The following is a 22,477-nucleotide window of genomic DNA, read 5'->3' as shown; positions in this document are numbered from 1 at the left end:
GGCGGTGGCGGCCGGTCGCCGTCAGGCGACGGTGGCCCGCTGCAGCGCCTGGGCGAGCGACTCGGCGTTCTTCTTGTCCACCCGGGGGAAGGTCAGTGACACGCCGTCGCCCTGAGCGAACGCCAGGCGCAGCACGCTCACGATGCCCATCTGGGCCTCGGCCAGCATCACCTGCTCCCGGGGCAGCTCGCCGACGATCTGCTTGCCCGGGCCGCCCATGAACGTCTGCGTCAGGAAGATGACCCGCTGGTCGGTGAGCACCACGAACTGCTTCTTCGCGGTGGCGAGAATCCCGGCCGCCGCCGATCCGACCCCGCCGAGAACGGCCCCCTGCGCGACGACGGTGCCGAACCGGCTCGCCGCGAACGCCCCGACGACGGCCCGCGTGGCCACCAGGGGCCGCTCGCCGGCGCGCAGGACGGGTGCCACGTACTCGAACGCACGGGTCTGAAGCTTCTGCTGCACTGCGTCTCCGTTTCATGATCGCTATCGCGGTCCCGGAGAGGGTACTGGCCGCCCGGCCCGATCAGGATCGGACGATTGGTCGGTGTATTTCAGGCGCCGCCCTCCGCGGCGGCGCTCGCGTTTGAGGGTCGTCGCGGAAGGGGATGCCGGGCATTGTGACGGCAGAGAAGAGCAGGATCTCGAACGAGGACGAGAAGCACCGCTGGGATCGGAACTTCGCCGACCTGCTCCAGGAACTCCGGGTCGCGCAGACCGGCGTCCAGATCTTCTTCGCGTTCGTGCTGACCATGCCGTTCAGCAGCGGCTTCCCGCGGACCAGTGCGCTGCAGAAGGACGTCTACCTCGTGGCGCTGATGTCCGCGGCGGTCTCCACCGCGATGATCATCTCGCCGGTGGCGTTCCACCGGGCGCTGTTCCGGCAGGGCCGCAAACCCGAACTCGTCCGGTACGCCCACCGGATGGCGACCGGCGGGCTGGCGTTCCTGCTGATTGCGATGGTCAGCAGCATCTTCCTGATCGTGGACTTCCTGCTCAGTGGCCCGATGGCGATCGTGCTGAGCGCCGTCGCGGCGCTCGTCTTCCTCGTCTTCTGGGCCGGCATCCCCTGGTACCGGCACAACTGGATCGACGAGGAGGTCGAGCAGGAGGCGGAGGACGCCCGGTGAGCACCCCGCCTCCGGCGGCGGCGATTCTCCCGGCATGGTCGAGTGCGGGCCGGAATGAACGGGACTGACACCGTAAACACGGTTGGGATACAGTCTCGCCGCTTAAATGATCAACATTCGGGGACGGAAATTTCTGTGCGGATCACCCACACCAAGGTCGCGCTGATCGCTCTGGCCGTTGCGGCCACGACCCTCGCCGGCTGTCAGGCCGACACGCCGGATCCGGTGCGGCCGGGCGCCTCGTCGGCACCCGCCGCCGATGGCATCGCGGCGCTCAGCGCGGACGAGATCCTGCAGCGGGCCAAGGCGGCGCTGACCAAGGCGAAGTCCTACCAGATCAAGGGCGAGCTGGAGCAGGACGACGAGAACGTCGCCTTCGACCTCAAGGTCAGCGGGGCGGACTCCATGGGCTCCATGTCCATCGGCGCGGCCAAGCTCGAGCTGCTCACCGTCGGCGGCAAGAAGTACATGCGGCCGAACAGGCAGTTCTGGATCACGACGATGGGCCCCAAGCAGGGCCCGACCGTGGCCAAGGCGATCGGCGACCACTGGGTCGCCGGAGCCGACAAGGACCAGTCGTTCGCGGAGATCTTCACCATGACCTCCGTCGACCAGTTGCTCCAGCCGACGGGTGCGCTGAGCAAGGGCGAGGAGAAGGTGGTCGGCGGCGTCGCCGCCATCGGGCTCAAGGACGGAGGCGATCCCGACTCGGTGTTCTACGTCGCCACCACCGGAGAGCCGTACCCGCTGCAGATGACCGGGAAGGGCAGGAACCTGATGGTGTTCAGCGACTTCGGCGCGACGTTCACCGGCATCGAGGCGCCGGCCGAGAACCAGATTCTGGACCTCGGCAAGCTGGCCGGCAAGTAGACAACGGTCCACCGCTCGGCGCCCGGCGCGGCTACGGCCGAGGCGCTGCGGCGGGCCGGGGCGCGTAGGCGCTGAGTACCCCCTCCTTCGCCTGGTAGAGCACCCCACCCGCCACGACGATGTCACCCGCGACGGCCGGCACGCGGCCGACCACCGTGCCCCGCCGGGCGTCCAGCGCGAAGTTCCCGGCGAAGACCAGCCCGCCGGCCACCCGCGGCTGACCGGTGTCGTTCGCCAGTTTCCGGCTCCACAACCGCTTTCCCGTACGGGCGTCCAGCGCGGTGACCGTCTTGAGGCACGAGCGGTACACCCGGGCACCGTCCGTGGCGATCCGCTCGTTGGGGTCCGCGGGCGCCGGTGCCCTCCAGCGCACGGTCCCGTCCGCGACGCCGACGGCCGCGAGCCCGCCGTCGGCGTCGGCGCCGTAGAACGCGTCGTCGGCCGGGGACGCGGCGTCGGCGCTCAGGTAGGTCTTCGTCGTCCACCGCACGGCGCCGCTGGCGATGTCGAGCGCCACCGACTCGCCGGTCCGCACCCCCTCGTCGTCGGTGGCGACGGCCACGACGGTGCCGCCGGCCGAGACGGCGGCCACGCGGCGGTTCTTCACCCGCCAGAGCTCCCGGCCATCGCGTACCCGATAGGCCGCGGCCGCCGTCTCCCCGGTGATGTCGGTGCCGGACGCCAGGATCACGCCCTTGTCCACCACCAGGTCCCCGATCGGCGGGACTCCGGCCCAGCGCCGGGCTCCGGTCGCCGCGTCCAGCGCGACCATGTGGGTGTTCGGGTCGCTCACCGAGTAACAGTCGCCGTAGCCGGCGATGAGCAGGCGGCCGACGACCGTCAGCCGCGGCGGCCAGCCCGTGCCGAAGTCGTCCCAGTCGAAGCTCCACGCCCTGGCCCCGGTCGCCGCCGAGTATGCCGAGATCCCGGCCTGATCTCCCACGAAGACCCGCCCGCCGGAGACGACCGGCGCGCCGAATCCGGAGCAGTCCTCCGCCGTGCGCAGCTTCACCGACCACTTCCTGGCGAGCCGGCCGACCGTGGCCGCGGTGATCACGGTTTCGTGCGGGTTGTAATAGCTGTTCTCGGCGTCATACCCGGCGTGGTCCCAGGGCAGGGGCGACCGCGCGGCGGCGGCCGGCGTCGCTGCCGCGCCGGCGGCCAGGACCACCGACAGGACGAAGGCAGGGGTACGGACCAGGTTGCGCACATACGCAACGTAACCGGCGCATCCGCGCTTTATCGGATTATCGACGGTTCGACCCCGCGCCCGGCCTCCCGGCGGGCGGTGACCCTGCGCCGCCCGATGCGCCAGCCCAGATCCGTGCGCACGAGCCGATCCTCGTAGGTGTAGCTGGCCGTCGAACCGTCCTGGTTCAGGGCGAAGCCCTTCGACCACGCCCGGGCACCGTCGCCGTCCTCGCGGACGACGACGTTTGTGACATGGTGGGCGAGCGGGCCGCGCGCACCCAGACGATGCGCCGCCGCGACGTACATGTCGAGGCGTGACCGGGACTGCTCCGGTGCCGGCAGGGGAGCGCGGCCGAGATCGCCGGCGTCGACCACCAGATCCGGACGTGAACACCTCGGCGAACCGTTCGTAGGCGCCGGCGTCGCTCAGGTGACCATGGAGCGCGATCACCTCGTGGATCTCCAGCCGGTCTTCAACGGTCAGGCTCATCGCAAACTCCAGACACGACGGTGGACGGCGACGGCCGACGATAGCGCGGTCGTTGCCCCGGCCGGGCGGGTCGCGGCAGACGTCAGTGCCGGATTCCGGCGAGCGCGAAGAACTCGGCCCTGGTCGCGGGGTGTTCGCGGAGCAGGCCGAGCAGCGCCGAGGTGACGGTCCTGGTGCCGGCGGCGCGGACCCCGCGCAGCGACATGCACAGGTGCTCGGCCTCGAGCACGACCGCGACGCCCCGGGCCCGCAGGTTGCCCTGCAGGCAGCCGGCGATCTGCTGGGTCAGCCGCTCCTGCACCTGCAGCCCGCGCGAGTAGTGCTCGACGACCCGCGCGAGCTTCGACAGGCCGACGATCCGCTCGCCGGGCAGGTATCCCACGTGCGCGACGCCGTGGAACGGCAGCAGGTGATGCTCGCACAGCGACCGGAACGGCACCTCGCGCACCAGCACGAGTTCGTCGTACCGGTCGTCGTTGGGGAACGTCGTCAGATTGAACGGCCCGCTGGTGAGCAGCTCGGCGTAGGCGGCGGCGACCCGCCTCGGCGTGTCCGCCAGGTGCTCGGAGCCGACATCCTGGCCGAGGGCGCGCAGCAGGTCCCGCACGGCGTCGGCCGCCGCCTCGACGTCGACCGGGGCCGCATCGTGCAACAGCCGCAGCTGAGGGGTCCGCGGCCCCCCGCTGTCGTGGTGGCCGACATGTGACCAGGCGGTGCTTGTCATGGTGTTCTCCTTGTCGCGGGTCGGCGCCGCCGGCAGGATCCGGGCGGCGCCGGCCTGACGCGTCGATGGTCAGCGGCGGCCGGTCGCGACGGCCGTCGCCAGCCGGGCCAGGGCGAGCGCGCCCAGCAGCAGGCCGAAGTCCCGCAGCGCCACGTCGTAGTAGTCGCCCAAGATCAGCAGGTTGACGATGATGCCGCCGAGCCAGGCGGCGACGAGATATCCGCCGAAGCGCGGCACGACCGCGACCGCGATACCCGCGACCATCTCGATCACGCCGACCGCGAGCATCGCCTGGTGTGCCGAGCCGGGCACGAGCCGGTCGATCGCCGGGGCGAGGTAGTCGTCCCAGTCGGTGAGCAACCCGGCGAACTTGTCCAGGCCGAACAGGATCGGCGCGGCGATGAACCCGAGGCGCAGGATCCAGAAGGCCTGGAACACCGGATCGGTCCTGAGTCGTTCCCCGGCGGTCGAGGTGGTGGTGGCGGCGACGCTGCTCATGTCGAGCTCCCTTCTAACGGAAAGATTCGTTGACGTTAGAACCGCCGACGAGGTTTCGTCAAGACGCGTGTCCGTTAGAGTGGGCGGCATGACCGACGACTTCGTGGCCGACGTGACAAGCGTTGCGGCCCTGAGCGAGCCGGTGCGCCGCCGGCTGTACCGCTACGTGGTCTCCCGGGGCGAGCCGGTCAGCCGGGAGGACGCCGCCGCGGGAACCGGCGTCGCCCACCACGTGGCCAAGTTCAACCTCGACCGGCTCGTCGCCGACGGACTGCTGGAGGTCCAGTACAGCCGCCCACCCGGCCGCGGCGGCCCCGGCGCGGGGCGGCCCGCCAAGCTCTACCGCCGCGCGGACCGGGACATCGCGGTGAGCCTCCCCGAGCGCCGCTACCACCTCGCCGGCCAGGTGATGGCCGAGGCGATCACCATCGCCGGCCGGGAGCGGCTCCCGGTCGCCGAGGCACTGACCGAGGCGGCGCGGACGACCGGCCGCCGCCTCGGCGAGACCGCGACCGGCGCCGAGGGTCCGGCCGCGGAGGTGGTCGCGGACGTCCTGGAACGCCACGGCTACGAGCCGCGCGCGGAGAGCCACGAGATCGTCCTCGCCAACTGCCCCTTCCACAGCCTCGCGAAGGACTACACCGAGCTCGTCTGCGGCATCAACCTCGACCTCATCTGCGGCGTCCTCGACGCGGTCGACCCCGGCGGCCTGTGCGCCCGCCTCGACCCGGCACCGGGCCGCTGCTGCGTCACCATCGCCACGGAGTAACGATCAGATGTAGACGGCTCGGCCCGGCATTTGGCCGCGAAAGCTGAGGACCCTACGTTCCGACCTGGCTCCTACCGGCATCGTCGCGCTACTCGTGAACGACGTTCTTGCGGGTAGCGGTCGCGAGCCTGGGTAGCTCCGTAGAAACTAGACCCATGGGACGGGAACAGCGCCCATCAGATAGCCGAACGGCGGCACCGCCGGCAAATATCCGCCCCGGTACCCGATCGAATGCAATACAAGTAAGGCTAGATAATTCCGAGACAGGTACCAGGTTTCGACGACGAACCTGTGCTCTTTCCCATAGATGGTGTCGTGAGGGTCCTTCGGGTGAACTAGCCGATTTCGCACCCATACCACAGTGCCAGGACCGTCTAAACCCTTTTCTTCGGCGAGACTGTACAGACCTGGGAGACTCTCAGGTGCGATTTCTAGCGGGATGGAAGCCAATTCAAGCATCACCCGAAGTCGGGCCGCCGCATCGCCGATCGATTCATATTCTGAGTTACTCCGTTCTGCTTCCAATTTCAGTGTTACCCAGGACAAATTTTCAATGGCGGGAAAGGCGGAGAAGATTCTATTCTCCACGAAACCCAACTCTGCGGTCTGAGCTGCTAGGAACATCTGGAAGCTAGCGGTTCCGTATCGCTCTGGGTCGCCGAACCGATCAACCACGCGCTGGATGAAGTCGGTGACGTCGTGAAGCGAGCCCCAGTAGATTATGGGTGATCCGATGGATTTGTATGGATCGCATATCGGAGCCCCCCAGCTCTCCCATACCGCCTCCCCACCGTGGCCGTACCCAACCTTCATCGCAGGTGAAACCCAACGCCCGAAGGCAAAAGACAGCCCAGATCGCAAGGCTTCAGACAGGGGCTCGAGTTCCTCAGCATCAAAATCGAAGCCATCAGTACGACGAATGTCCATCACATGCGTGAGGGCGTACAGATTCCGCACCTTCGCATCCTTGACAACCTCCTCATAGTCCGCTCGACGATCGAGAACCAAATCCCAGACCCCTGCAGTTAGCCGCAGTCGATCTGGTTCTGCCATCGAGTTCCGACCCCAATCGGTCCCGCCGACCTCAAGTCGAATGTTGCCTGCAATGGGCGGAAGGTTAACCCAATGGAAAATGGCGTGCTGAAGACGTGCGCCGGGCCGAGTAACCTGCACGCCATTGAGGGAACCCTCGCCATAGGTGTTACATACTCCTTGCGCGCGTGCGGATCCACTCGGTCGTTTAAATGATATGCGAATATTACCGTCCTCCGTCCAGAAATCATTCGACTCCGACAGGGCCTTCCACCTCAAGTCCGGAACGGGATCCAGTGAGAGATAAATGCTTCCGAGTGTCTCCTCCGCTGTTGGACTCTCGATCATCCCTTCGTGTAGCACGATAGGTTCGCCGGCGACCCCAAAGGAGCGCGCGGAGACAATCGGACACTCTCGCGAGTCTTGCTGATCCTGTTTGTTCGCAGCCATGCGATGTATTGTGGACCGCTTTTGTCCTGGCGACGACCGATATTTCGGTTCGTCCAGTTGACTTCACGGCTGATCCGACTTCGACGGCGGCCCGACCGGCGCATCCCTGGGCTCCGCATCTAACGAGTCTGGCTTTGGCATCGATTGTCGCGGTAAGGCAGAGTCGCGGGAAAGGGTTCACTGCCGGTCCCCTCGCAGCAAGCAATGAAGCCGGTGGCGGTAACTGTTGCGAACAGGCAGGGTCCGGAGCGCTTGGCTGCTCCGGACCCTGCCTCGACCACGGGTGAACCTGTACCCATCCACCACGCTGTCGAGTCTTCGGCTTCCGGCTCTGCTGAACGAGTCGAGTTGCCCTACCCGACGCTCCTGCGTCGGCGCATTTGTCAAACAGAGGCGCGCCAGATTCCTCCGCCCGACCAGATATACCCGGGCCGCGCAGGCACCCGACGCGCGTTGATCAGCTCGGGCTGACTCGCACCGGGTTGGCGAACAGGTAACCGCAGACTCCGCGAGAACACCGCCACGGCGCCCTCCCGTCGCCAGCACGGCCCGGGTGAATCGCAGGCCAGGCAGCGCCCCGAAGCACTCGACGTCATGTGATCATTGAGGGTCGCCTGAGCGTCGTCGAGGAGTTTCTCTGCCGATATTGCGTAGTAGGTGCTCTCCACAGCCTGCCTCCTCGCGATGGGCGCAGCATCACCGCCGTCACGAGTACGCGGAGCGCCTTGTCTTTTGTTCTTGCTGTTCGACGCGTTTGTTCCGACGATTAATGACGGTACGATCTGATAACAAAAAGTAGAACTGACTCTCAGTACGGGTGAGCAGTGCGAAAGGGAAATGCCAAGGAGGCTTTCGTGGCGCGAGGACCGAAAACACTGACTGGCAGTCAGCGTTCACGGACGATCGGCCTCGTATCGGGGTTCGTGCTGAAACTTGCGCGCCAGTCCATCGCACTGACGCAGGAGAAACTCGCTGAGGCCCTGGGTGTCGATGTCACCACGGTGCAAGGCTGGGAGTCCGGGCGACGCCCCCTCTCCGCGATGAGCGCAGGCGACTTTCTAAGATTGTGCGGTCGGCTGGCCAGGCTGGGTGCACCGGCAGCTACGGGACGCCATCTCCGTGAGGCGATCGAGGCGGACCTGGTGCTCTCGACTGGGATCGTCGCGGGCAACGCTTGGGTAGATGCAGATAGCCACCCCCTCGCCGCAAGCGTCCATCGCTGGACGAGTACCAATCTGATCTTGTGGCCGATCCTCGGACGAACGCCGAGGCACCTGCACGAATTGGCGGCTAAGGTCCCCCGGCGTGGTCCCACGCCAACCCAGCCCGCGCTGAGCATTGAGGAACGGACCCGCTTTCTTGACCACCTGCTGACTGTCGCTGAGCAGGCGCGGCGCTCGGACCAGGCTCTCTTGCGTCGCCAGGCCGTCTACCTCCTCGGCTTCGACGGGCGCCCGGAGGTCGTCGACTGGCTTCGCACCGAATGGAACCGTGCTGGACGCCGGGGGCCAGGAGGCGGCGACATCGCGGAACTCCTGGAGGCCCGCTCCGCATCAGTGGCCCTGGCCGTCGCCGGTGACAGCACCCATCTCTACGACTTTGTTGATCACATGACCGACCAATCCGGAAGGTTAGCGAACCTCAACTACTGGGCCTACTGGATCGGCGAGCTCAGCGACGAGCAGACCAGCGACGGCTTCATGCTGGCTGCCGACACCCGTTCGTGGGCCGGAAGCCGGCTCCTGCGACATCTGATGGAGCGCCTCGACCCGACCTCACCGCAGCGCCCCTTGAACGTTTGCACCATCCACGCGCTCGTGGCATCGCGGCCGGAACTGCTCGGCGGCCGGCCAGCCACAAGAGAATCGCTCACCGAAGTGCTCGATAGGCTCGCTTCCTCAGCGGATCTGAGTAGAGCCGAGCGAGACCAGCTCGCCGGACTTCAGTACGCGGTACGCATCGCCGACCGGTAGGAGGAAGGAACAATCGTGCCAGAGGACGCCGAGTCGATCGCCGCATTCGGATACGAGTTGGGCCTGCTGAAACGCGTCCGCCGCACCGGCTGGTGGCACGCCGGTGTCCGGGATCCCGAGTCCGTGGCCGAGCACACCATGCGCACCGCACAGTTGGCCGCCCTCATAGCCGCAGAGGAGGGCGCCGACCCGGCCCGTGCCGCTTTCCTCGCGTTGTGGCATGACACGCAGGAGACCCGCACCGGCGACCTCCCACACACGGCCGCCGCGTACCTGGCCAAGCCCGACCCACGGCAGATCACCGCCGATCAGACGAACGACCTTCCCCGGCGGTCCCGCGAGACGGTTCGTGCCGCAGTCGACGAGTACGAGGCGCGGAAGACGCTTGAGGCGCTCTGCGCAAAAGACGCCGACAAGCTGGAGATGCTGCTTCAGGCCGTGGAATACCGCGACGCCGGCGTCCGCCGAGTCGACGGCTGGATCGACTCTGCGCGCAAGGATCTGAGAACCGGGACGGGTCGGCGAATCGCCGAAGCGGCGATTGGCCTGTCTCCGCTGTCATGGCGTGACAGATGAGCCGGGGGATCGATCCCTGAACTACCGTGAGACTGAGCGGCTCCGCGGTACGGGTCCACTGCGGAGGGCGTCGACTTCGGGGCGGGGGACAACGCCATGCACGTCAGAGAGGCGGAGCGCTCGGGATACGACTCGCGCGTGCTGGTGGTGGTGCCGGACCCGGACCTGCGCGGCTCGCTCGCGGCCCAGTTGAGCCTGGCCGGTTACGCGGTCACGGCGGCCGGGACCGGCCGCGCCGCGCTCGACGTGCTCCGCGAGTGTCCCGTCGACCTGATCGTGTTCGATGTGGAGATCCCGGACCTGCATGATCTCGCCCGCGACCGGCCCACCTTCGCCGTGCGGCCGCCGGTCCTCTGCCTGACCGCGTGCGAGTATCTCGGCACCCTGCTGCCCGCGCTCGGCACCGAGGTCGGGGACTACGTCACCAAGCCGTGTCGCGGCGCCGAGTTGCTGGCCCGGGTGCAGGTGCTGCTGCGCGACCGGCGCCTGCCCGCGGCCCTGCTGCGGCACGGTGATCTGCTGCTCGACGAGGTCGTCTGCCGGGCCTGGCGCGGCGAGCGGGCGCTCGACGTGACGCCGGCCGAGTTCCGGCTGCTGCGGCACCTGCTGCTCAACGCCGGGCGGGTGCTGTCGAAGGAGCAGCTTGCCTGGCAGGTGTGGCGCGAGTCGCGGGGGGTCAACGCCATCGAGCGGCTGGTCTCCCGGCTGCGCCGCAAGGTCGACGGGACGCAGCCGCCGTTGATCCACACGCAGCGGGGGTTCGGGTACTTCCTGGGGGCCCGACGTGACCTGGGTCACGTCAGGGTTCCGTCAGGTTCTTGTCCGGTCGATGTCAGACCGCTCTGATTGCATGTGTTTATCTGACTTCCGCCTCCGAGGAGACCCATGCCGGAGCCCGAGTACCCGATGGAGCGCGAGCCCGGCTGCCCGTTCGCCCCCGCCGCCGCCGTGCGGGAGATGACCCGGGAGAACCCGGTCGGGCGGGTCCGCATCTGGGACGGCAGCACGCCCTGGTTCGTCACCCGCCACGCCGACCAGCGGGCCCTGCTCAACGACCCGAGGCTGAGCATCGACGAGAAGCGTCCCGGTTACCCGCACATGACCCGCAGCCGGGCGGCGTCCGCGCCGTATCACCCCGCGCTGATCACCAACACCGACCCGCCTGAGCACACCCGGCTGCGCCGTACGGTCAACGGCCCGTTCATGGTCAAGCGGGTCGAGGCGCTCCGGCCCCACATCCAGCGGATTCTCGACGGCCTCATCGACGACCTGCTCGCCGGACCGAAACCGGCCGACCTCGTACCGGCCGTCGCCCTGCCGGTGCCGACCCTGGTCATCACCGAGCTTCTCGGTGCGCCGTACCAGGATCATGAGCTCTTCCAGACCGCCAGCCACGTGCTGGTCAGCCATGATTCGACGCCGCAGCAGGCGCAGGAGGCCGCCCGGGCGCTGGGCGGATATCTCGGCGAACTGTTCGACGCGAAGGCGGCCGATCCCGCCGACGACGTGATCTCCGAGATGGCCGGCCGGGTCGGGGCGGGGGAGATGACCCGGGTGGAGGCCGTCACCATGGCCGGCGCCATCCTCATCGCCGGCCACGAGACCAGCGCGAACATGATCTCGCTCGGCACGCTCGCGTTGCTGCGGAACCCCGATCAGCTGGCGCTGCTGCGGGAGAACGCCGGCGACGCGGGGTTCGTGGCCGGCGCGGTCGAGGAGTTACTGCGCTACCTGACCATCGTGCACACCGGGATCCGGCGCATCGCCGTCGAGGACATCCCCCTGCACGGCGAGGTCATCAAGGCCGGCGACGGCGTCATCTTCGACCTGTCCGGCGCGAACTGGGACGACGAGCGGTTCCCCGACCCCGGACGCCTGGACCTGCGCCGGCCGGCCCGATCCCACCACGCCTTCGGGTACGGCCCGCACCAGTGCATCGGCCAGTCGCTGGCCCGCGTCGAACTGCAGGTCGTCTACGGCACCCTCTACGCCCGCATCCCCACGCTCGCCCTTGCGGTCGCGTTCGAGGAGGTCCCGTTCGCGATGGAGGGTGTCGCCTACGGCCTCAGGTCCCTCCCGGTCACCTGGTGAGCGGGGCGACGATGAGGCTGCGGGTGGAGCTCGACGAACCGAGGTGCGTGGCGGCCGGGCAGTGCGCGATGATCGCCCCCGACCTGTTCGACCAGCGTGACGAGGACGGCGTCTCCGTCGTGCTCGACGCCGAGCCGGCCCCCGGGCACCACGACGCGGCGCGCGAGGCGGCGTCCGCCTGCCCGGCCGCCGCGATCCGGCTGGTGCGGCGGTGAATGACGTCGTCGTGGTCACCGGGGCCGGCGGGATGGGGCAGGCGGTGGCCCGCCGGATCGGCAGTGGCCGCACGGTGATTCTGGCCGACGCCGTCCCGGACCTCCTGGGCCGGGCCGTCGACCTGCTGCTCGCCGAGGGGTACGCGGCGAAGGGACAGGTCGCCGACGTGTCCGACGCACACGCGACGGCCGAACTCGCCGGGGCCGCGGCGGCCGAGGGCCGGCTGATCGCCGTGGTGCACACCGCCGGCGTCTCGGCGGCGACCGCGACGGTCCAGCGGATCATGGAGGTCGACCTGCTCGGCACCGCGCACGTCATCGACGCCTTCGAGGCGGTGGCCACCCGGGGCACCTCGCTGGTCTGCGTCGCCAGCATGGCCGGCCACCACGCCACCCTGAGCCGGGACCAGGAGGCGGCCCTCGCCACGGCGCCCGCGGCGGAACTGCTGTCGCTCGACGTGGTCCGGTCGGCGGGTGCGGACCGGGTCGCCGCGTACATCCTGGCCAAGCGGGCCAACCAGGTCCGCGTACAGGCGGCGGCCCTGGCCTGGAACCGGCGCGGGGCCCGGATCAACACCGTCAGTCCCGGGGTGGTCTCCACCCCGATGGCGCGGGCCGAGCAGCAGGGCCCGACCGGCGGCCACATGATGGCGATGCTGGACGCCTGCGGCATCGGCCGCACCGCGACGCCCGGCGAGATCGCCGAGGTGGTCGCGTTCCTGACCGGGCCCGGATCGCTCTATCTCACCGGGACCGACATTCTCGTCGACGGCGGCCAGGCGGCGTGGCTGCGCTGGCACCGCCCGCGGTAGGGGCGCCGGTCAGGCGTCGGGTAGACAATCCCGCGCCGTTCCCCGACGCCCCGCGGACGCCGTGTCAGGCCGCCGCGATGATCGACTCCAGCCGCGTCCGGCACTCGGCGACGAAGGCGGGATAGCTGTTCCAGTAGTAGGTGAGCCCGCCGATGCCCACGGCTATCGCCCACCCGCGGGCCCGGGCCCAGGTGTGATCGTCGAGGCCGAGCAGGTTCCGGTACGCCTGCCGCGCCGGCGCCGGCAGGTCCCAGACGGTGGCGTGCTCGGCGTCCGGGTAGCCGACGGAGAGGGCACCGAAGTCGATGACGGCGTGCAGCCGCCCCTCCGCCACCAGGAGGTTGGTGGGCCGGAGGTCGCCGTGCAGCCACCCGTGCGGGCCGGAGGGCTCGGGCAGCGCGAGGGTTTCGCGCCAGATCTCCTCCAGGGCATCGATGTCGAGGCCGGTGTCGACGGTGGTCCGGCAGGTGTCGAAGTCGGCGCCGACCCACTCGTCGCGGGCCTTCAGGCTGCCGCCGCGATACCAGCTCAGCTCGCCGGCGCGGGTGGCGCCCATGAGATCGATGCCGTGCAGTTCCCGTACGAAGGCCGCCAGGTCGGTGCCGAAGGCGGCCCAGTCCACGACGGTGTCCGGCCGGGGCTCGGTCCCGTCGATCCAGCGGTAGATCGACCACGGTGCCGGGTACCCGGCGCCGGGCGTACCGGCGTGGACCGGTTCCGGGATCCGGCAGGTCAGCAGCGGTGCCAGCCGGGGGAGCCAGGCCTGCTCCTTGATCAGCGGCGGGGCCTTGCCTTCCGTACGCGGCAGCCGGACGAGCAGCTCGTCTCCCAGCCGGTACATGATGTTCTCGGTGCCCGCGCCCGCCGGCGACAGCGGGAGCGAGGCCAGGTCGGGGCGCTGGGCCCGCAGCAGCGACCTGATGACGGCCTCGTCGATCGGGATCTCGTTCTCGTGAAGCGTCACGCCGAGATCGTTGCGCCGGCGGGCGCCGGGCACCAGCGATTTTCCGCCGCCGGTGGCGTCAGCGCAGGTACCGGGCGAAGAACCGCAGGTTGCCGTTCGATGGCACCCTTGAGCCATGCAGAGTGTGTACGAGGCGGCCGGCGGCGGCGAGGGCATGCTCAGGCTGGCCGAGGCCTGGCACCGCCGGGTGCTCGCCGACGAGGTCGTCGGCCACGCGTTCAGCCACGGCTTCCACCCGCGGCACACCGAGCGCCTCGCCGCGTACTGGGGCGAGGCCCTCGGCGGCCCCGCCACCTACACGGAGTCACACGGCGACGAGGCCTCGGTCGTACGGATGCACAGCGGCAACGGCGCGCACGCGGAGATGGACCGCCGCGCGATCGCCTGCTTCGACCTGGCGTGTGCGGACGCGGGCCTCTCGGCCGAGCCGCTGCGCCGGGTACTGCACGACTACTTCGCCTGGGTGACCACGACGGAGATGGCGCGCTATCCCGGATCCGCCGACGACGTCCCCGCGGGCCTGGGCATTCCGCAGTGGACCTGGGACGGCCCGGTCAGATCATGACCGGGTGCCGCGGCTCGTAGAGGCCGAGTTCGCCGCCGCCGGGCAGCCGCACCGCGGTGCGCAGCCCCCAGCGCTCCTGGGTGACCGCGATGGTGAACTCGACGCCCTTCGCGGACAGCTCCGCCATCGTCGCCTCGAGGTCGTCACACAGGAGGTAGAGCTCGTGGCCCGGCTCGCCGTCGGCCGGGTGCATGGCGACCTCGGCGGGCGGCAGCTTGAAGATGAGCCAGCCGTGGCCGGCGTCGACGTGCGGGTAGCCGAGGGTGTCGCGGAAGAAGGCGCGGTCCGCCTCGGCGTCGCGGCTGTAGATGATCACGTGAGCGCCATTGATCATTCATCGACCCTACTGCCGGTACCGGCGGGGCGTGGCGGTTAGTGGTTGATCAGCAGCAGTGACTTGCCGACCGTGGTGCGCGCGGCCGGCGCGCCGCGGGCGGTGGCGGCGCCCGCCAAGATCGGCTACGGGGAGGTCGCGGAGCAGGTGCCCGGCGCACGGCAGGGCCACGCCTCCAGGCCGCGTCATCAGGGTGCGGGGCAGCGGGTGCCGGGGGCCGGTATCACCAGGTCGATCAGGTACCGGTCGACGGCCGCCGTGGTGCACCCGGTCGTCCGGTACGACCCGTGGCCCCATCCGTCATAGGTGACCAGCCGGCCGTGCCGGCCCAACTGGGCGGCGACGTGGGTGGCCCACTCGTAGCCGGTACGCGGATCGTGCCGGGCGTTGAGCAGCAACAGCGGGGTCCGGGTGCGCACCCGTGGGACGCGGGCCGGGTTGCGCACCGGCGACTGCCAGCCCAGGCACGTCACCGTGGCGAGCAGGCCCGCGCCGTAGCGCACGTCGGGTGCCACGGCCGCCGCCGTCGCGACGAGTTCGGCGTACCCGTCGAAGTCGTGAAGCGGCACCGGCCAGTCGTTGCAGAACACGGCGGTGGGCAGTGCTGGAATGGCGGCCTTGACCGGAATGCCGTCGGACAACGACTTGACGGCGGCGGCAAAGTGCGGCCAGTCGGGGCCGGCCAGCGCGCCGATCGGGATCGCGGCGATGTCGAAGCTCGTGTAGGGGGCGTATTCGCCGGCGTCGGCGCGGGCCAGCACGCCGGCCCAGATCGCCCGGACGTTCCCGCCGTGCAGCACGCAGGCGCCGCTCCGGTTGCACCAGGCCACGAACTCGTCGAACGAGTCCTGCAGCGCGATCGCCTGGGTGCGCACGAACGTGCGGAGGTCGAGGCTGTGATCGAACACGCCCTCCAGCACGATGGCCCGGACCCGGTTCGGGTACCGCTCGGCGTACTGCGTGCCCAGCAGCGTTCCGTATGAGCTGCCGTGGAAGGTGAGCGTGCGCTCTCCGAGGGCGCGGCGCAGCGCGTCGAGGTCCCGCACGGTGCTGAGCGTGTCGGAATGGTCGAAGACCGGGCTGGTCGGGCGGCAGGCGTTCCACAGCGCCCGGTTGTAGGCGACGGTCGCGTCGAAGCCGGCCTGATCGGCCAGCAGCTTCGGCGGCGGCGGCGACGGCGGCACGCAGGTCGGTGCGCCGCTGCGGGCCACCCCGCGCGGGTCGAAGCTCACCGTGTCGAACCTGTCGAGGATCTCCTGGCTGAACCGGTTGCCGCGGCGGATCCGCTCCACGCCGGAGTCGCCCGGGCCGCCGGGGCCGAACACGAGCGTGCCGACGCGCCGCTCGGGGTCGCGGGCCGGCCGGCGCGCCACCATCAGGTCGAACGTCGCGCCGTGCGGCCGCGCCCAGTCGACCGGCAGTCGCAGCGCGGCGCACCTCGCCGGGTCGTCCGGGTCGAGCGGCAGGTTGGGAATGTCATCCGGGCACGCCTGCCAGGCGAGCGCCGGTCTCGGGCCCTCGGCGCCGGACGCCGCGGGAGCGAACGCCGGCACGGTCACCACCGCGACGGTGACGACGGCGGCCAGGCTTCGAGCGGCGCTGCGGAGGGTCATGACGTTCCTTCGGTCGACCTTCCGAGCATCGATCAACGTCTCGGTGTGGCGACATAGGGGATCACCCTGAGGTATCCCTGATCGCGCCGCTCGTCCGGTGTGGACGCGGAAGCTTCCCTCTTCCGGCGTACGGATTTCATCTGCCGGGAGTGAGGCGGTGTCCGTTTTGCCGGGCCATTGTCGGCGGTGGACAGGATGATCGCCCGGAGAGGGGACGAGCATGGCTATCGACACGTTCATGGTCTATGTCGGGGTGTATCCCAGCGTCGAAGCCGCGGAGGCGGACTACCAGCTGGTGAAGGATCTGCATACCGAGGCGAGGCTGATCGACGCCTACGACGCGGCCGTGGTCGAGCGCCGCTCCGACGGCAAGACCAAGATCGTCAAGAAGCACGAGACGCCGACCCGGGTCGGCGGGGTGCTCGGCGGCGGGGTCGGGCTCGCCACCGGCCTGGTCGTCGCGCTGTTCCCGTTCGCGGCGATCGGCGGCGGCCTGCTGGCGGCGACCGCGGCCGGCGGGGCGCTGCTCGGGTCCGTGACCGGTCATGCGGCGGCGGGGATGAGCCGCAAGGACCTCAAGGAGCTCGGCGAGCATCTCGACGCCGGCCAGGCGGGGCTGGTGGTGGTGGCGGTCTCGGACATGGGCGCCAAGGTCGAGCGGGCCATGAAGCGGGCCGCGAAGGTGGAGGCCCGGCAGCTCGAGGCCGACACCGCCGCGATCGAGCAGGACGTCAAGAACGCCGGCGCCGAGTAGCTCACCGGGCCGGCATCCTCGATGCCGGCCCTCCACGCCGGGCGCCGGACCACCGGGAACGGCCGGCCGCCCGCGGCCTTTCGGCCGGCCGGGAAACCATCCGCGTCGGATGAGGAGCGCCCGCCACCATCGGGTGACTCTTGACGTGCAGGTCGGCCGGACCACCCTGGCGACGCTGCAAGGGGGCACCTCAGTGAGCAACGGCACCGGAACCATCGAGAAGAACCCATCCGGCACGACCGGCGGACAGCAGACCTGGTACGCCCAGGAGCCCGCCGCCGTGCTGACGGCGCTGGGCGGCGACGCCGAGCACGGGCTGACCCGTGCCGAGGCGGCCACCCGGCTGTCGCGGTACGGCCCGAACCAGATCACCCGCGAGAAACCGCCGTCGGTGTGGGCCATCACGCTGCAGCTGCTGCGCGACCCGATGAACCTCATGCTGATCGCCGTCGTCGTGGTGAGCCTGCTCATCGGCGAGGTCTCCACGGCCGTCATCGTCGGCCTGCTGATCCTGCTGAACCTGGTCCTCGGCGTCCGCCAGGAGCTGACCGCCCGGGCCAGCGTCGACGCCCTGTCGAGGATGCAGGTGCCCGAGGCCCGGGTGCTCCGCGACGACGAGGCGGCCCTCGTCCCGGCCGTCGATCTGGTGCCGGGCGACATCGTGCACCTCGAGGCCGGAGACCTGGTGCCGGCCGACGGCAGGCTGCTGCGCTCCGCCACGCTGGAGACCCAGGAGGCGGCGCTGACCGGGGAGAGCGCGCCGGTGGCCAAGAACGCCGCCACCCTGCCGCCCGGCGACGTCGCGCTCGGCGACCGGGCCAACATGGCGTTCCAGAACACCTCGGTCACCCGGGGCACGGCCTCGATGGTGGTCACCGAGACAGGGATGCGCACCCAGATGGGCCAGATCGCGACCCTGCTGACCGGGGTGACCCGGACCCGGTCGCCGCTGCAGCGCGAGCTCGACTCGCTGACCAAGGTGCTCGGCGTGGTGGCCTGGACCGCGGTCGCCTTCATCGTCGTGGTGGGCTGGATCCGCGGCATGGAGCTGGAGCAGCTGCTGCTGCTGGGCACCGCCATGGCCATCTCGGCCATCCCGACCGGCATGCCGGCGTTCGTGTCCGGCCTGCTGTCCGCCGGTGCCAAGGACCTGGCCGACGCCAAGGCCGTGGTCAAGAACCTCACCGATGTGGAGACGCTGGGCGCCACCAGCGTCATCAACACCGACAAGACCGGCACCCTCACCATGAACGAGATGATGGTGTCGGTCATCTACGCCGACGGCGCCTGGTACACCGTCGAGGGCGAGGGCTACCGCAAGTCCGGCCGGATCACGTCGGTCGCCGGCACGCCGATGCCGGACTTCACCCGGCTCGCCATGGGCGTCGCCCTGGACAGCGACGCCACCGTACGCGACGACGGCGCGGTGGTCGGCGACCCGACCGAGGCGGCCGTGGTGGTGCTCGCGGCCAAGCTCGGCGTCGACGCCGAGGAGACCCGGCGCGCCTATCCCCGGCTCGCCGAGGTGCCGTTCGACTCCGACTACAAGTTCATGGCCACCTTCCACCGCATCCAGCTGGACGGCGCGGAACGGGTGATCGAGCTGGTCAAGGGCGCGCCGGACATCGTGCTGGCCCGCTGCGGCTGGGCCGGCGGCCCGTTGCGGGACGGCCGGGCGCCGATGGTCGACTCGCGTGCCGCGGTCGAGGCGGCCAACCAGCGGATGGCCGGCCAGGGCCTGCGGGTGCTCGCGTTCGCGGCGCGGTTCATCGAACCGGACGAGCTGCCGGCGATGGCCGCGGACCCGATGTCGCTCGCCGGCGACCTGGGCTTCGTCGCCATGGTCGGCATCGTGGACCCGCTGCGCGCCGAGGCCAAGGACGCCGTCGGCATCGCGCTGCGGGCCGGCATCGACGTCCGGATGATCACCGGCGACCACGCGGTCACCGCCCGGGCCATCGGCGAGACGCTCGGCCTCGGGCCGGGCGCGATCAGCGGTCCCGAACTGCAGGCCATGTCCGACGCCGAGCTGGACCGGCGGCTTCCGGAGCTGCACGTCTTCGGGCGCGTCTCACCGCAGGACAAGCTGCGGCTCGCCCGCGCCATGCAGGAGCAGGGCCTGATCGTCGCGATGACCGGCGACGCGGTCAACGACGCCGCCGCGCTGAAACAGGCGGACATCGGCGTGGCGATGGGCAGCGGCAGCGAGGTCACCAAGCAGGCCGCCCGGATGATCCTCACCGACGACAACTTCGGCACGCTGGTGCACGCCGTGGAGATCGGCCGGCGGGTCTACGACAAGATCGTGGCGTACGTCCGGTTCCAGATGACGCAGCTGCTGGGGCTCGTGATGCTGTTCGTCGCGGCCACCGCGTTCAACATCAACCAGGGCGTGGCGCTGACCCCGTCGATGGTGCTCTACCTGCTGTTCTGCGCGACCGTGGTCGGCGTGATCATCATCGCCGTCGACCCGGGCGATCCCCAGGTCATGCTGCGCCCGCCGCGCGACCCGAAGATCACCATCACGAACCGCGGCGCCGTCCTGCTCTGGCTGCTCTACGCGAGCGCGCTGTTCGTGTCCGCCCTGGTGCCGCTCGTCTTCGGGCCGGACGACCTGAGCACGACCGCACCCAGCGCCGCGGTGACCATGTCGTTCGTGGTGATGGGCCTCGGCACGGTGTGCAACGCGCTGACCAACCGCCGGGACCCGGCCACCGGACTGGGCCCGCCGATCCTCAAGGCCGTGGCGATCGGCCTGATCGCGGTCGCCTTCGTCGTCCTGGCGACCCAGGCCGACTTCCTGCGGCAGAGCCTGCTCACCAAGCCGCTCACCGGCCCGCAGTGGCTGGCCTGCATCGGCCTCGCGCTGGTGCTGCCGGCGGTCGTCGAGACGGTCAAGTGGATCCGGCGCTCGCGGCTGCCCCGCGCGGCCCTCGACGCCCGCCAGGCCGTCGAACCGCAGCGCGCGCGCCCGGACCACGTGCCGGCAGCCGGCTGATCAACGGAGGAGTCCACATGGCCAAGCACCACACGAAAACCGATCACCGGGCCGACGGGGCCGGCCTGCTGGCCGAACTGGACTCCGGTCCGGACGGCGTCAAGCCGCAGCCGCTGATGAAGCGCAAGGAGTACCTCCGCGAGCTGCGCCGCCTGCACGGCGAGCTCGTCGCCATGCAGGAGTGGGTGAAGTCCACCGGCGCGAAGGTCTGCATCCTGTTCGAGGGACGCGACACGGCCGGCAAGGGCGGCACCATCAAGGCGATCACCGAACGCGTCAGCCCGCGTACGTTCCGGGTCCTCGCGCTGCCCGCTCCGACCGAGCGCGAGCGGTCGCAGATGTACCTGCAGCGGTACCTTCCGCACCTGCCCGGCGCCGGCGACGTGGTCATCTTCGACCGCAGCTGGTACAACCGGGCCGGCGTCGAGCGGGTGATGGGATTCTGCACCGACGAACAGGTGGACCAGTTCCTGAGATTCACCCCCGCCGTGGAGCAGACCATAGTGGACTCCGGAGTGATCCTGCTCAAGTACTGGCTCGAGGTGAGCCCCGAGGAGCAGACCCGCCGGCTGGAGAGCCGGATCAACGACCCGCGCAAGGTCTGGAAGCTGTCCGACCTGGACCTGTTGTCCTACAGCCGGTGGTACGACTACGCCCGCGCCCGCGACGCGATGTTCCGCGCCACGGACACGGCCTGGGCGCCCTGGTACGTGGTGCACAGCGACGACAAGAAGCGGGCCCGGCTCAACGTCATCAGCCACCTGCTGAGCCAGATTCCCTACACGCCGCTGGAGCACGGGGACGTGGTCCTGCCGAAACGGCAGAAGGCGCACGGCTACGACTCCGATCATCTGATGGTCCGGCACATCCCGACGCCGTACTGAGCGGCGCGGTCCCGGTCGAGGCGAGGAGTCAGGCATGGCCGAGCGAGGCGCGGCGACTGAGGCGGGCCGGGCGGCGGGGCTGGGCGTGCTGCTGGCGGCGTGCGTGTCGGCGCTGGTGGTCAACGCGAACACGTCCGCGGTCACGATCCTGCTCCCGGCGATCAGCGCGGACCTGAACGCACCGCTCGATCAGCTGCAGTGGGCGGTGACGGGCTACATGCTGGTCGGCGCCGCGGTGATCGTCACCTCGGGCGCGCTGGGCGACGTGCTCGGCCGGCGCCGGGTGTTCCTCGCCGGACTCGTGTTGTTCGTCGCTTCCTGCGTGCTGATCGCCCTCGCCGGAAGCGGCACGGTGGTGATCGCCGGCCGCATGATCCAGGGAGCCGCGGGCTCGACGATCCTCGCCTGCGGCATGAGCCTGCTGTCGGTGGCCGCCTCCGGCGCGGCGCAGATGCGGGCGATCACCCTGTGGGGCGCCGCGTCGGCGGCCGGTGCCGCGATCGGCCCGCTGGTCGGCGGCCTGCTCGTCGACGCGACCGGCTGGCAGGGCCTGTTCTGGATCGACGCGGCGATCGCCGCGGCGCTCATCCCGGTGACCCTGTCCCGGGTCACGGAATCCCGCGATCCGAACCGGTCCCGCTCGATCGACGTGGCCGGCACGGTGCTGATCGCGGTCATCCTCGTCCCGCTCGTCCTCGCGCTCAGCGAGGGCAGCGACTGGGGCTGGGCCTCGGCGGCGACCATCGGCTGCCTGGTCGTCTCCGTCCTCGGCGCCGTCGGGTTCGTCGCCGTCGAGCGGCGGGTGGCGGCACCGATCGTCGATCTGCGGCTGCTGCGCAACGTGGTGCTGGTCGGCTCGACGCTCGCCATCCTGCTCGTCGCGGGCGCCATCAACGCGCTCATGTACCTGCTCAGCCTCTACTTCCAGGATCCCGCGGCGTTCGGCATGAGCGCGCTGGAGGCCGGGCTGGCCACGCTGCCCGCCGCGGCCGCCATGATCGCGATCACGCCGCTGATCACCCCGCTCGCGGTGCGGATCGGGCCGGCTCTCGCGGTCGCGCTCGGATTCGCGCTGGCCGCGGTGGCCTTCGCCGCGCTGGCGTTCGTCACCGCCTCCTGGGCCTACGCCGCGTTCGTCCTGCCCCTGATCGCCATCGCCATCGGCCTCGGGCTCGCGAACGGCCCCGCGTCGGCCGCGTCGACCGCCGTGGTCTCGGCCGACGAGGTCGGGCAGGCGTCCGGCATCTCCAACATGGCCCGCTACATCGGCGGGTCGCTGGCCGTCGCCGCCGCGGCGACGGTCTCCACCGCCGTCAGCGACAGCCGCCGCGCGGCCGGCGACGCGGCCGACGTCGCGCTCGCCGCCGGGCTCTCCCGCGCCTCGCTCCTGATGACGATCATGTCCGCCGCGGGCATCGTGCTGGCGCTGCTGATCCGGCGTCACCGCGCCGCGCAGGCCCGCGCGGTCGACCGCGCCGCGGCCGCGGCCGCCATCTCGCACACGATCCCGACCGCGCCGCTGCCCAGCACGTAGACAATCCTCC

At 70.2% G+C, this 22,477-nt stretch carries 23 protein-coding genes; 14 read left to right on the top strand and 9 right to left on the bottom strand.

Translation table 11 applies throughout. The features are described from left to right. Positions 1–21: 21 nt before the first annotated feature. Positions 22–465 carry a hypothetical protein gene (locus AB0F10_RS16380; protein WP_360624698.1) on the bottom strand — a complete coding sequence of 148 codons (444 nt, stop codon included), beginning with the start codon at positions 463–465 and terminating at the stop codon, positions 22–24. A 155-nt stretch (positions 466–620) separates the two neighbouring features. On the opposite strand from AB0F10_RS16380, the gene AB0F10_RS16375 reads away from it, so the two are divergent. Together AB0F10_RS16375 and AB0F10_RS16370 are read left to right on the top strand one after the other, a co-directional pair. Further along, complete coding sequence (locus tag AB0F10_RS16375; RefSeq protein WP_360624695.1) at positions 621–1,130, top strand: DUF6328 family protein; 510 nt, start codon at positions 621–623, stop codon at positions 1,128–1,130. Between the two features lie 135 nt (positions 1,131–1,265). Continuing rightward, entirely contained in the window at positions 1,266–2,000 is a 735-nt protein-coding gene (locus AB0F10_RS16370) for a hypothetical protein (protein ID WP_360624692.1), read from the top strand. A gap of 31 nt (positions 2,001–2,031) precedes the next feature. Here AB0F10_RS16370 and AB0F10_RS16365 read toward each other — a convergent pair whose 3' ends face one another. The 4 genes from AB0F10_RS16365 to AB0F10_RS16350 all read right to left on the bottom strand — a co-directional run bounded on the left by AB0F10_RS16365 (position 2,032) and on the right by AB0F10_RS16350 (position 4,903). Continuing rightward, positions 2,032–3,210 (bottom strand): PQQ-binding-like beta-propeller repeat protein, encoded by a 1,179-nt coding sequence (locus AB0F10_RS16365; protein WP_360624689.1) that lies wholly within the window; start codon positions 3,208–3,210, stop codon positions 2,032–2,034. Positions 3,211–3,239: 29 nt separating this feature from the next. Next, the gene (locus AB0F10_RS16360; RefSeq protein WP_360624687.1) at positions 3,240–3,566 is read right to left on the bottom strand and encodes a nuclear transport factor 2 family protein; all 327 of its coding nucleotides are present in this window, start codon (positions 3,564–3,566) and stop codon (positions 3,240–3,242) included. Between the two features lie 197 nt (positions 3,567–3,763). Then, the gene (gene folE, locus AB0F10_RS16355) at positions 3,764–4,405 is read right to left on the bottom strand and encodes a GTP cyclohydrolase I FolE (protein WP_360624684.1); all 642 of its coding nucleotides are present in this window, start codon (positions 4,403–4,405) and stop codon (positions 3,764–3,766) included. A 69-nt stretch (positions 4,406–4,474) separates the two neighbouring features. Then, complete coding sequence (locus AB0F10_RS16350; RefSeq protein ID WP_360624681.1) at positions 4,475–4,903, bottom strand: hypothetical protein; 429 nt, start codon at positions 4,901–4,903, stop codon at positions 4,475–4,477. Positions 4,904–4,991: 88 nt separating this feature from the next. Here AB0F10_RS16350 and AB0F10_RS16345 point away from each other — a divergent pair, with 88 nt between their 5' ends. Further along, a complete protein-coding gene (locus AB0F10_RS16345) occupies positions 4,992–5,672 on the top strand; it encodes a helix-turn-helix domain-containing protein (RefSeq protein ID WP_360624678.1) in 681 nt (226 codons plus the stop codon). 147 nt (positions 5,673–5,819) lie between these two features. Here AB0F10_RS16345 and AB0F10_RS16340 read toward each other — a convergent pair whose 3' ends face one another. Continuing rightward, the gene (locus AB0F10_RS16340; protein ID WP_360624675.1) at positions 5,820–7,154 is read right to left on the bottom strand and encodes a hypothetical protein; all 1,335 of its coding nucleotides are present in this window, start codon (positions 7,152–7,154) and stop codon (positions 5,820–5,822) included. An 854-nt stretch (positions 7,155–8,008) separates the two neighbouring features. Between AB0F10_RS16340 and AB0F10_RS16335 the strand changes: the two genes are divergently transcribed. From AB0F10_RS16335 to AB0F10_RS16310, 6 genes are all read left to right on the top strand, one after another. After that, entirely contained in the window at positions 8,009–9,127 is a 1,119-nt protein-coding gene (locus AB0F10_RS16335; RefSeq protein WP_360624672.1) for a helix-turn-helix transcriptional regulator, read from the top strand. Between the two features lie 15 nt (positions 9,128–9,142). After that, entirely contained in the window at positions 9,143–9,703 is a 561-nt protein-coding gene (locus AB0F10_RS16330; RefSeq protein WP_360624669.1) for an HD domain-containing protein, read from the top strand. Positions 9,704–9,799: 96 nt separating this feature from the next. Beyond that, positions 9,800–10,549 (top strand): response regulator transcription factor, encoded by a 750-nt coding sequence (locus AB0F10_RS16325; RefSeq protein WP_360624666.1) that lies wholly within the window; start codon positions 9,800–9,802, stop codon positions 10,547–10,549. A gap of 39 nt (positions 10,550–10,588) precedes the next feature. Continuing rightward, positions 10,589–11,794 (top strand): cytochrome P450, encoded by a 1,206-nt coding sequence (locus AB0F10_RS16320; RefSeq protein WP_360624663.1) that lies wholly within the window; start codon positions 10,589–10,591, stop codon positions 11,792–11,794. After that, positions 11,791–12,009 carry a ferredoxin gene (locus tag AB0F10_RS16315; protein ID WP_360624660.1) on the top strand — a complete coding sequence of 73 codons (219 nt, stop codon included), beginning with the start codon at positions 11,791–11,793 and terminating at the stop codon, positions 12,007–12,009. The genes AB0F10_RS16320 and AB0F10_RS16315 overlap by 4 nt, the downstream gene beginning before the upstream one ends. Further along, positions 12,006–12,821, top strand: a complete 816-nt coding sequence (locus tag AB0F10_RS16310; RefSeq protein ID WP_360624658.1) for an SDR family oxidoreductase — start codon at positions 12,006–12,008, stop codon at positions 12,819–12,821. Before AB0F10_RS16315 ends, AB0F10_RS16310 begins: the two co-directional genes overlap by 4 nt. 64 nt (positions 12,822–12,885) lie before the next feature. On the opposite strand, the gene AB0F10_RS16305 is transcribed toward AB0F10_RS16310, so the two are convergent. Continuing rightward, complete coding sequence (locus AB0F10_RS16305) at positions 12,886–13,785, bottom strand: aminoglycoside phosphotransferase family protein (protein WP_360624655.1); 900 nt, start codon at positions 13,783–13,785, stop codon at positions 12,886–12,888. Positions 13,786–13,900: 115 nt separating this feature from the next. Between AB0F10_RS16305 and AB0F10_RS16300 the strand changes: the two genes are divergently transcribed. Beyond that, positions 13,901–14,350 carry a group II truncated hemoglobin gene (locus AB0F10_RS16300; RefSeq protein ID WP_360624652.1) on the top strand — a complete coding sequence of 150 codons (450 nt, stop codon included), beginning with the start codon at positions 13,901–13,903 and terminating at the stop codon, positions 14,348–14,350. Here AB0F10_RS16300 and AB0F10_RS16295 read toward each other — a convergent pair. After that, positions 14,340–14,684 (bottom strand): VOC family protein, encoded by a 345-nt coding sequence (locus AB0F10_RS16295; protein ID WP_360624649.1) that lies wholly within the window; start codon positions 14,682–14,684, stop codon positions 14,340–14,342. The genes AB0F10_RS16300 and AB0F10_RS16295 overlap by 11 nt on opposite strands. 188 nt (positions 14,685–14,872) lie before the next feature. Continuing rightward, on the bottom strand, positions 14,873–16,297 hold the full coding sequence (locus AB0F10_RS16290; protein WP_360624646.1) for an alpha/beta hydrolase: 1,425 nt from the start codon (positions 16,295–16,297) through the stop codon (positions 14,873–14,875). A gap of 220 nt (positions 16,298–16,517) precedes the next feature. On the opposite strand from AB0F10_RS16290, the gene AB0F10_RS16285 reads away from it, so the two are divergent. The 4 genes from AB0F10_RS16285 to AB0F10_RS16270 all read left to right on the top strand — a co-directional run bounded on the left by AB0F10_RS16285 (position 16,518) and on the right by AB0F10_RS16270 (position 22,467). Further along, positions 16,518–17,051 (top strand): hypothetical protein, encoded by a 534-nt coding sequence (locus tag AB0F10_RS16285; RefSeq protein WP_360624643.1) that lies wholly within the window; start codon positions 16,518–16,520, stop codon positions 17,049–17,051. Between the two features lie 109 nt (positions 17,052–17,160). Beyond that, positions 17,161–20,049 carry a cation-transporting P-type ATPase gene (locus AB0F10_RS16280; RefSeq protein WP_360624640.1) on the top strand — a complete coding sequence of 963 codons (2,889 nt, stop codon included), beginning with the start codon at positions 17,161–17,163 and terminating at the stop codon, positions 20,047–20,049. A gap of 17 nt (positions 20,050–20,066) precedes the next feature. After that, positions 20,067–20,933, top strand: a complete 867-nt coding sequence (gene ppk2 / locus AB0F10_RS16275) for a polyphosphate kinase 2 (protein ID WP_360624637.1) — start codon at positions 20,067–20,069, stop codon at positions 20,931–20,933. A 34-nt stretch (positions 20,934–20,967) separates the two neighbouring features. Beyond that, entirely contained in the window at positions 20,968–22,467 is a 1,500-nt protein-coding gene (locus AB0F10_RS16270) for an MFS transporter (protein WP_360624634.1), read from the top strand. Positions 22,468–22,477 lie beyond the last annotated feature (10 nt).

Source organism: Actinoplanes sp. NPDC026623 (assembly GCF_040638275.1).
GTDB lineage: Bacteria > Actinomycetota > Actinomycetes > Mycobacteriales > Micromonosporaceae > Actinoplanes.
Note: the sequence above shows the minus strand (reverse complement) of the source record. Positions and strands in the feature narration are given on the sequence as shown.

Coding starts and splice junctions, on each gene's coding strand:
- AB0F10_RS16280 (WP_360624640.1), top strand. CDS start 17,161: ATGAGGAGCGCCCGCCACCATCGGGTGACTCTTGACGTGCAGGTCGGC.
- AB0F10_RS16340 (WP_360624675.1), bottom strand. CDS start 7,154: ATGGCTGCGAACAAACAGGATCAGCAAGACTCGCGAGAGTGTCCGATT.
- AB0F10_RS16285 (WP_360624643.1), top strand. CDS start 16,518: ATGGCTATCGACACGTTCATGGTCTATGTCGGGGTGTATCCCAGCGTC.
- AB0F10_RS16270 (WP_360624634.1), top strand. CDS start 20,968: ATGGCCGAGCGAGGCGCGGCGACTGAGGCGGGCCGGGCGGCGGGGCTG.
- ppk2 (WP_360624637.1), top strand. CDS start 20,067: ATGGCCAAGCACCACACGAAAACCGATCACCGGGCCGACGGGGCCGGC.
- folE (WP_360624684.1), bottom strand. CDS start 4,405: ATGACAAGCACCGCCTGGTCACATGTCGGCCACCACGACAGCGGGGGG.
- AB0F10_RS16300 (WP_360624652.1), top strand. CDS start 13,901: ATGCAGAGTGTGTACGAGGCGGCCGGCGGCGGCGAGGGCATGCTCAGG.
- AB0F10_RS16325 (WP_360624666.1), top strand. CDS start 9,800: ATGCACGTCAGAGAGGCGGAGCGCTCGGGATACGACTCGCGCGTGCTG.
- AB0F10_RS16320 (WP_360624663.1), top strand. CDS start 10,589: ATGCCGGAGCCCGAGTACCCGATGGAGCGCGAGCCCGGCTGCCCGTTC.
- AB0F10_RS16295 (WP_360624649.1), bottom strand. CDS start 14,684: ATGATCAATGGCGCTCACGTGATCATCTACAGCCGCGACGCCGAGGCG.
- AB0F10_RS16345 (WP_360624678.1), top strand. CDS start 4,992: ATGACCGACGACTTCGTGGCCGACGTGACAAGCGTTGCGGCCCTGAGC.
- AB0F10_RS16290 (WP_360624646.1), bottom strand. CDS start 16,297: ATGACCCTCCGCAGCGCCGCTCGAAGCCTGGCCGCCGTCGTCACCGTC.
- AB0F10_RS16350 (WP_360624681.1), bottom strand. CDS start 4,903: ATGAGCAGCGTCGCCGCCACCACCACCTCGACCGCCGGGGAACGACTC.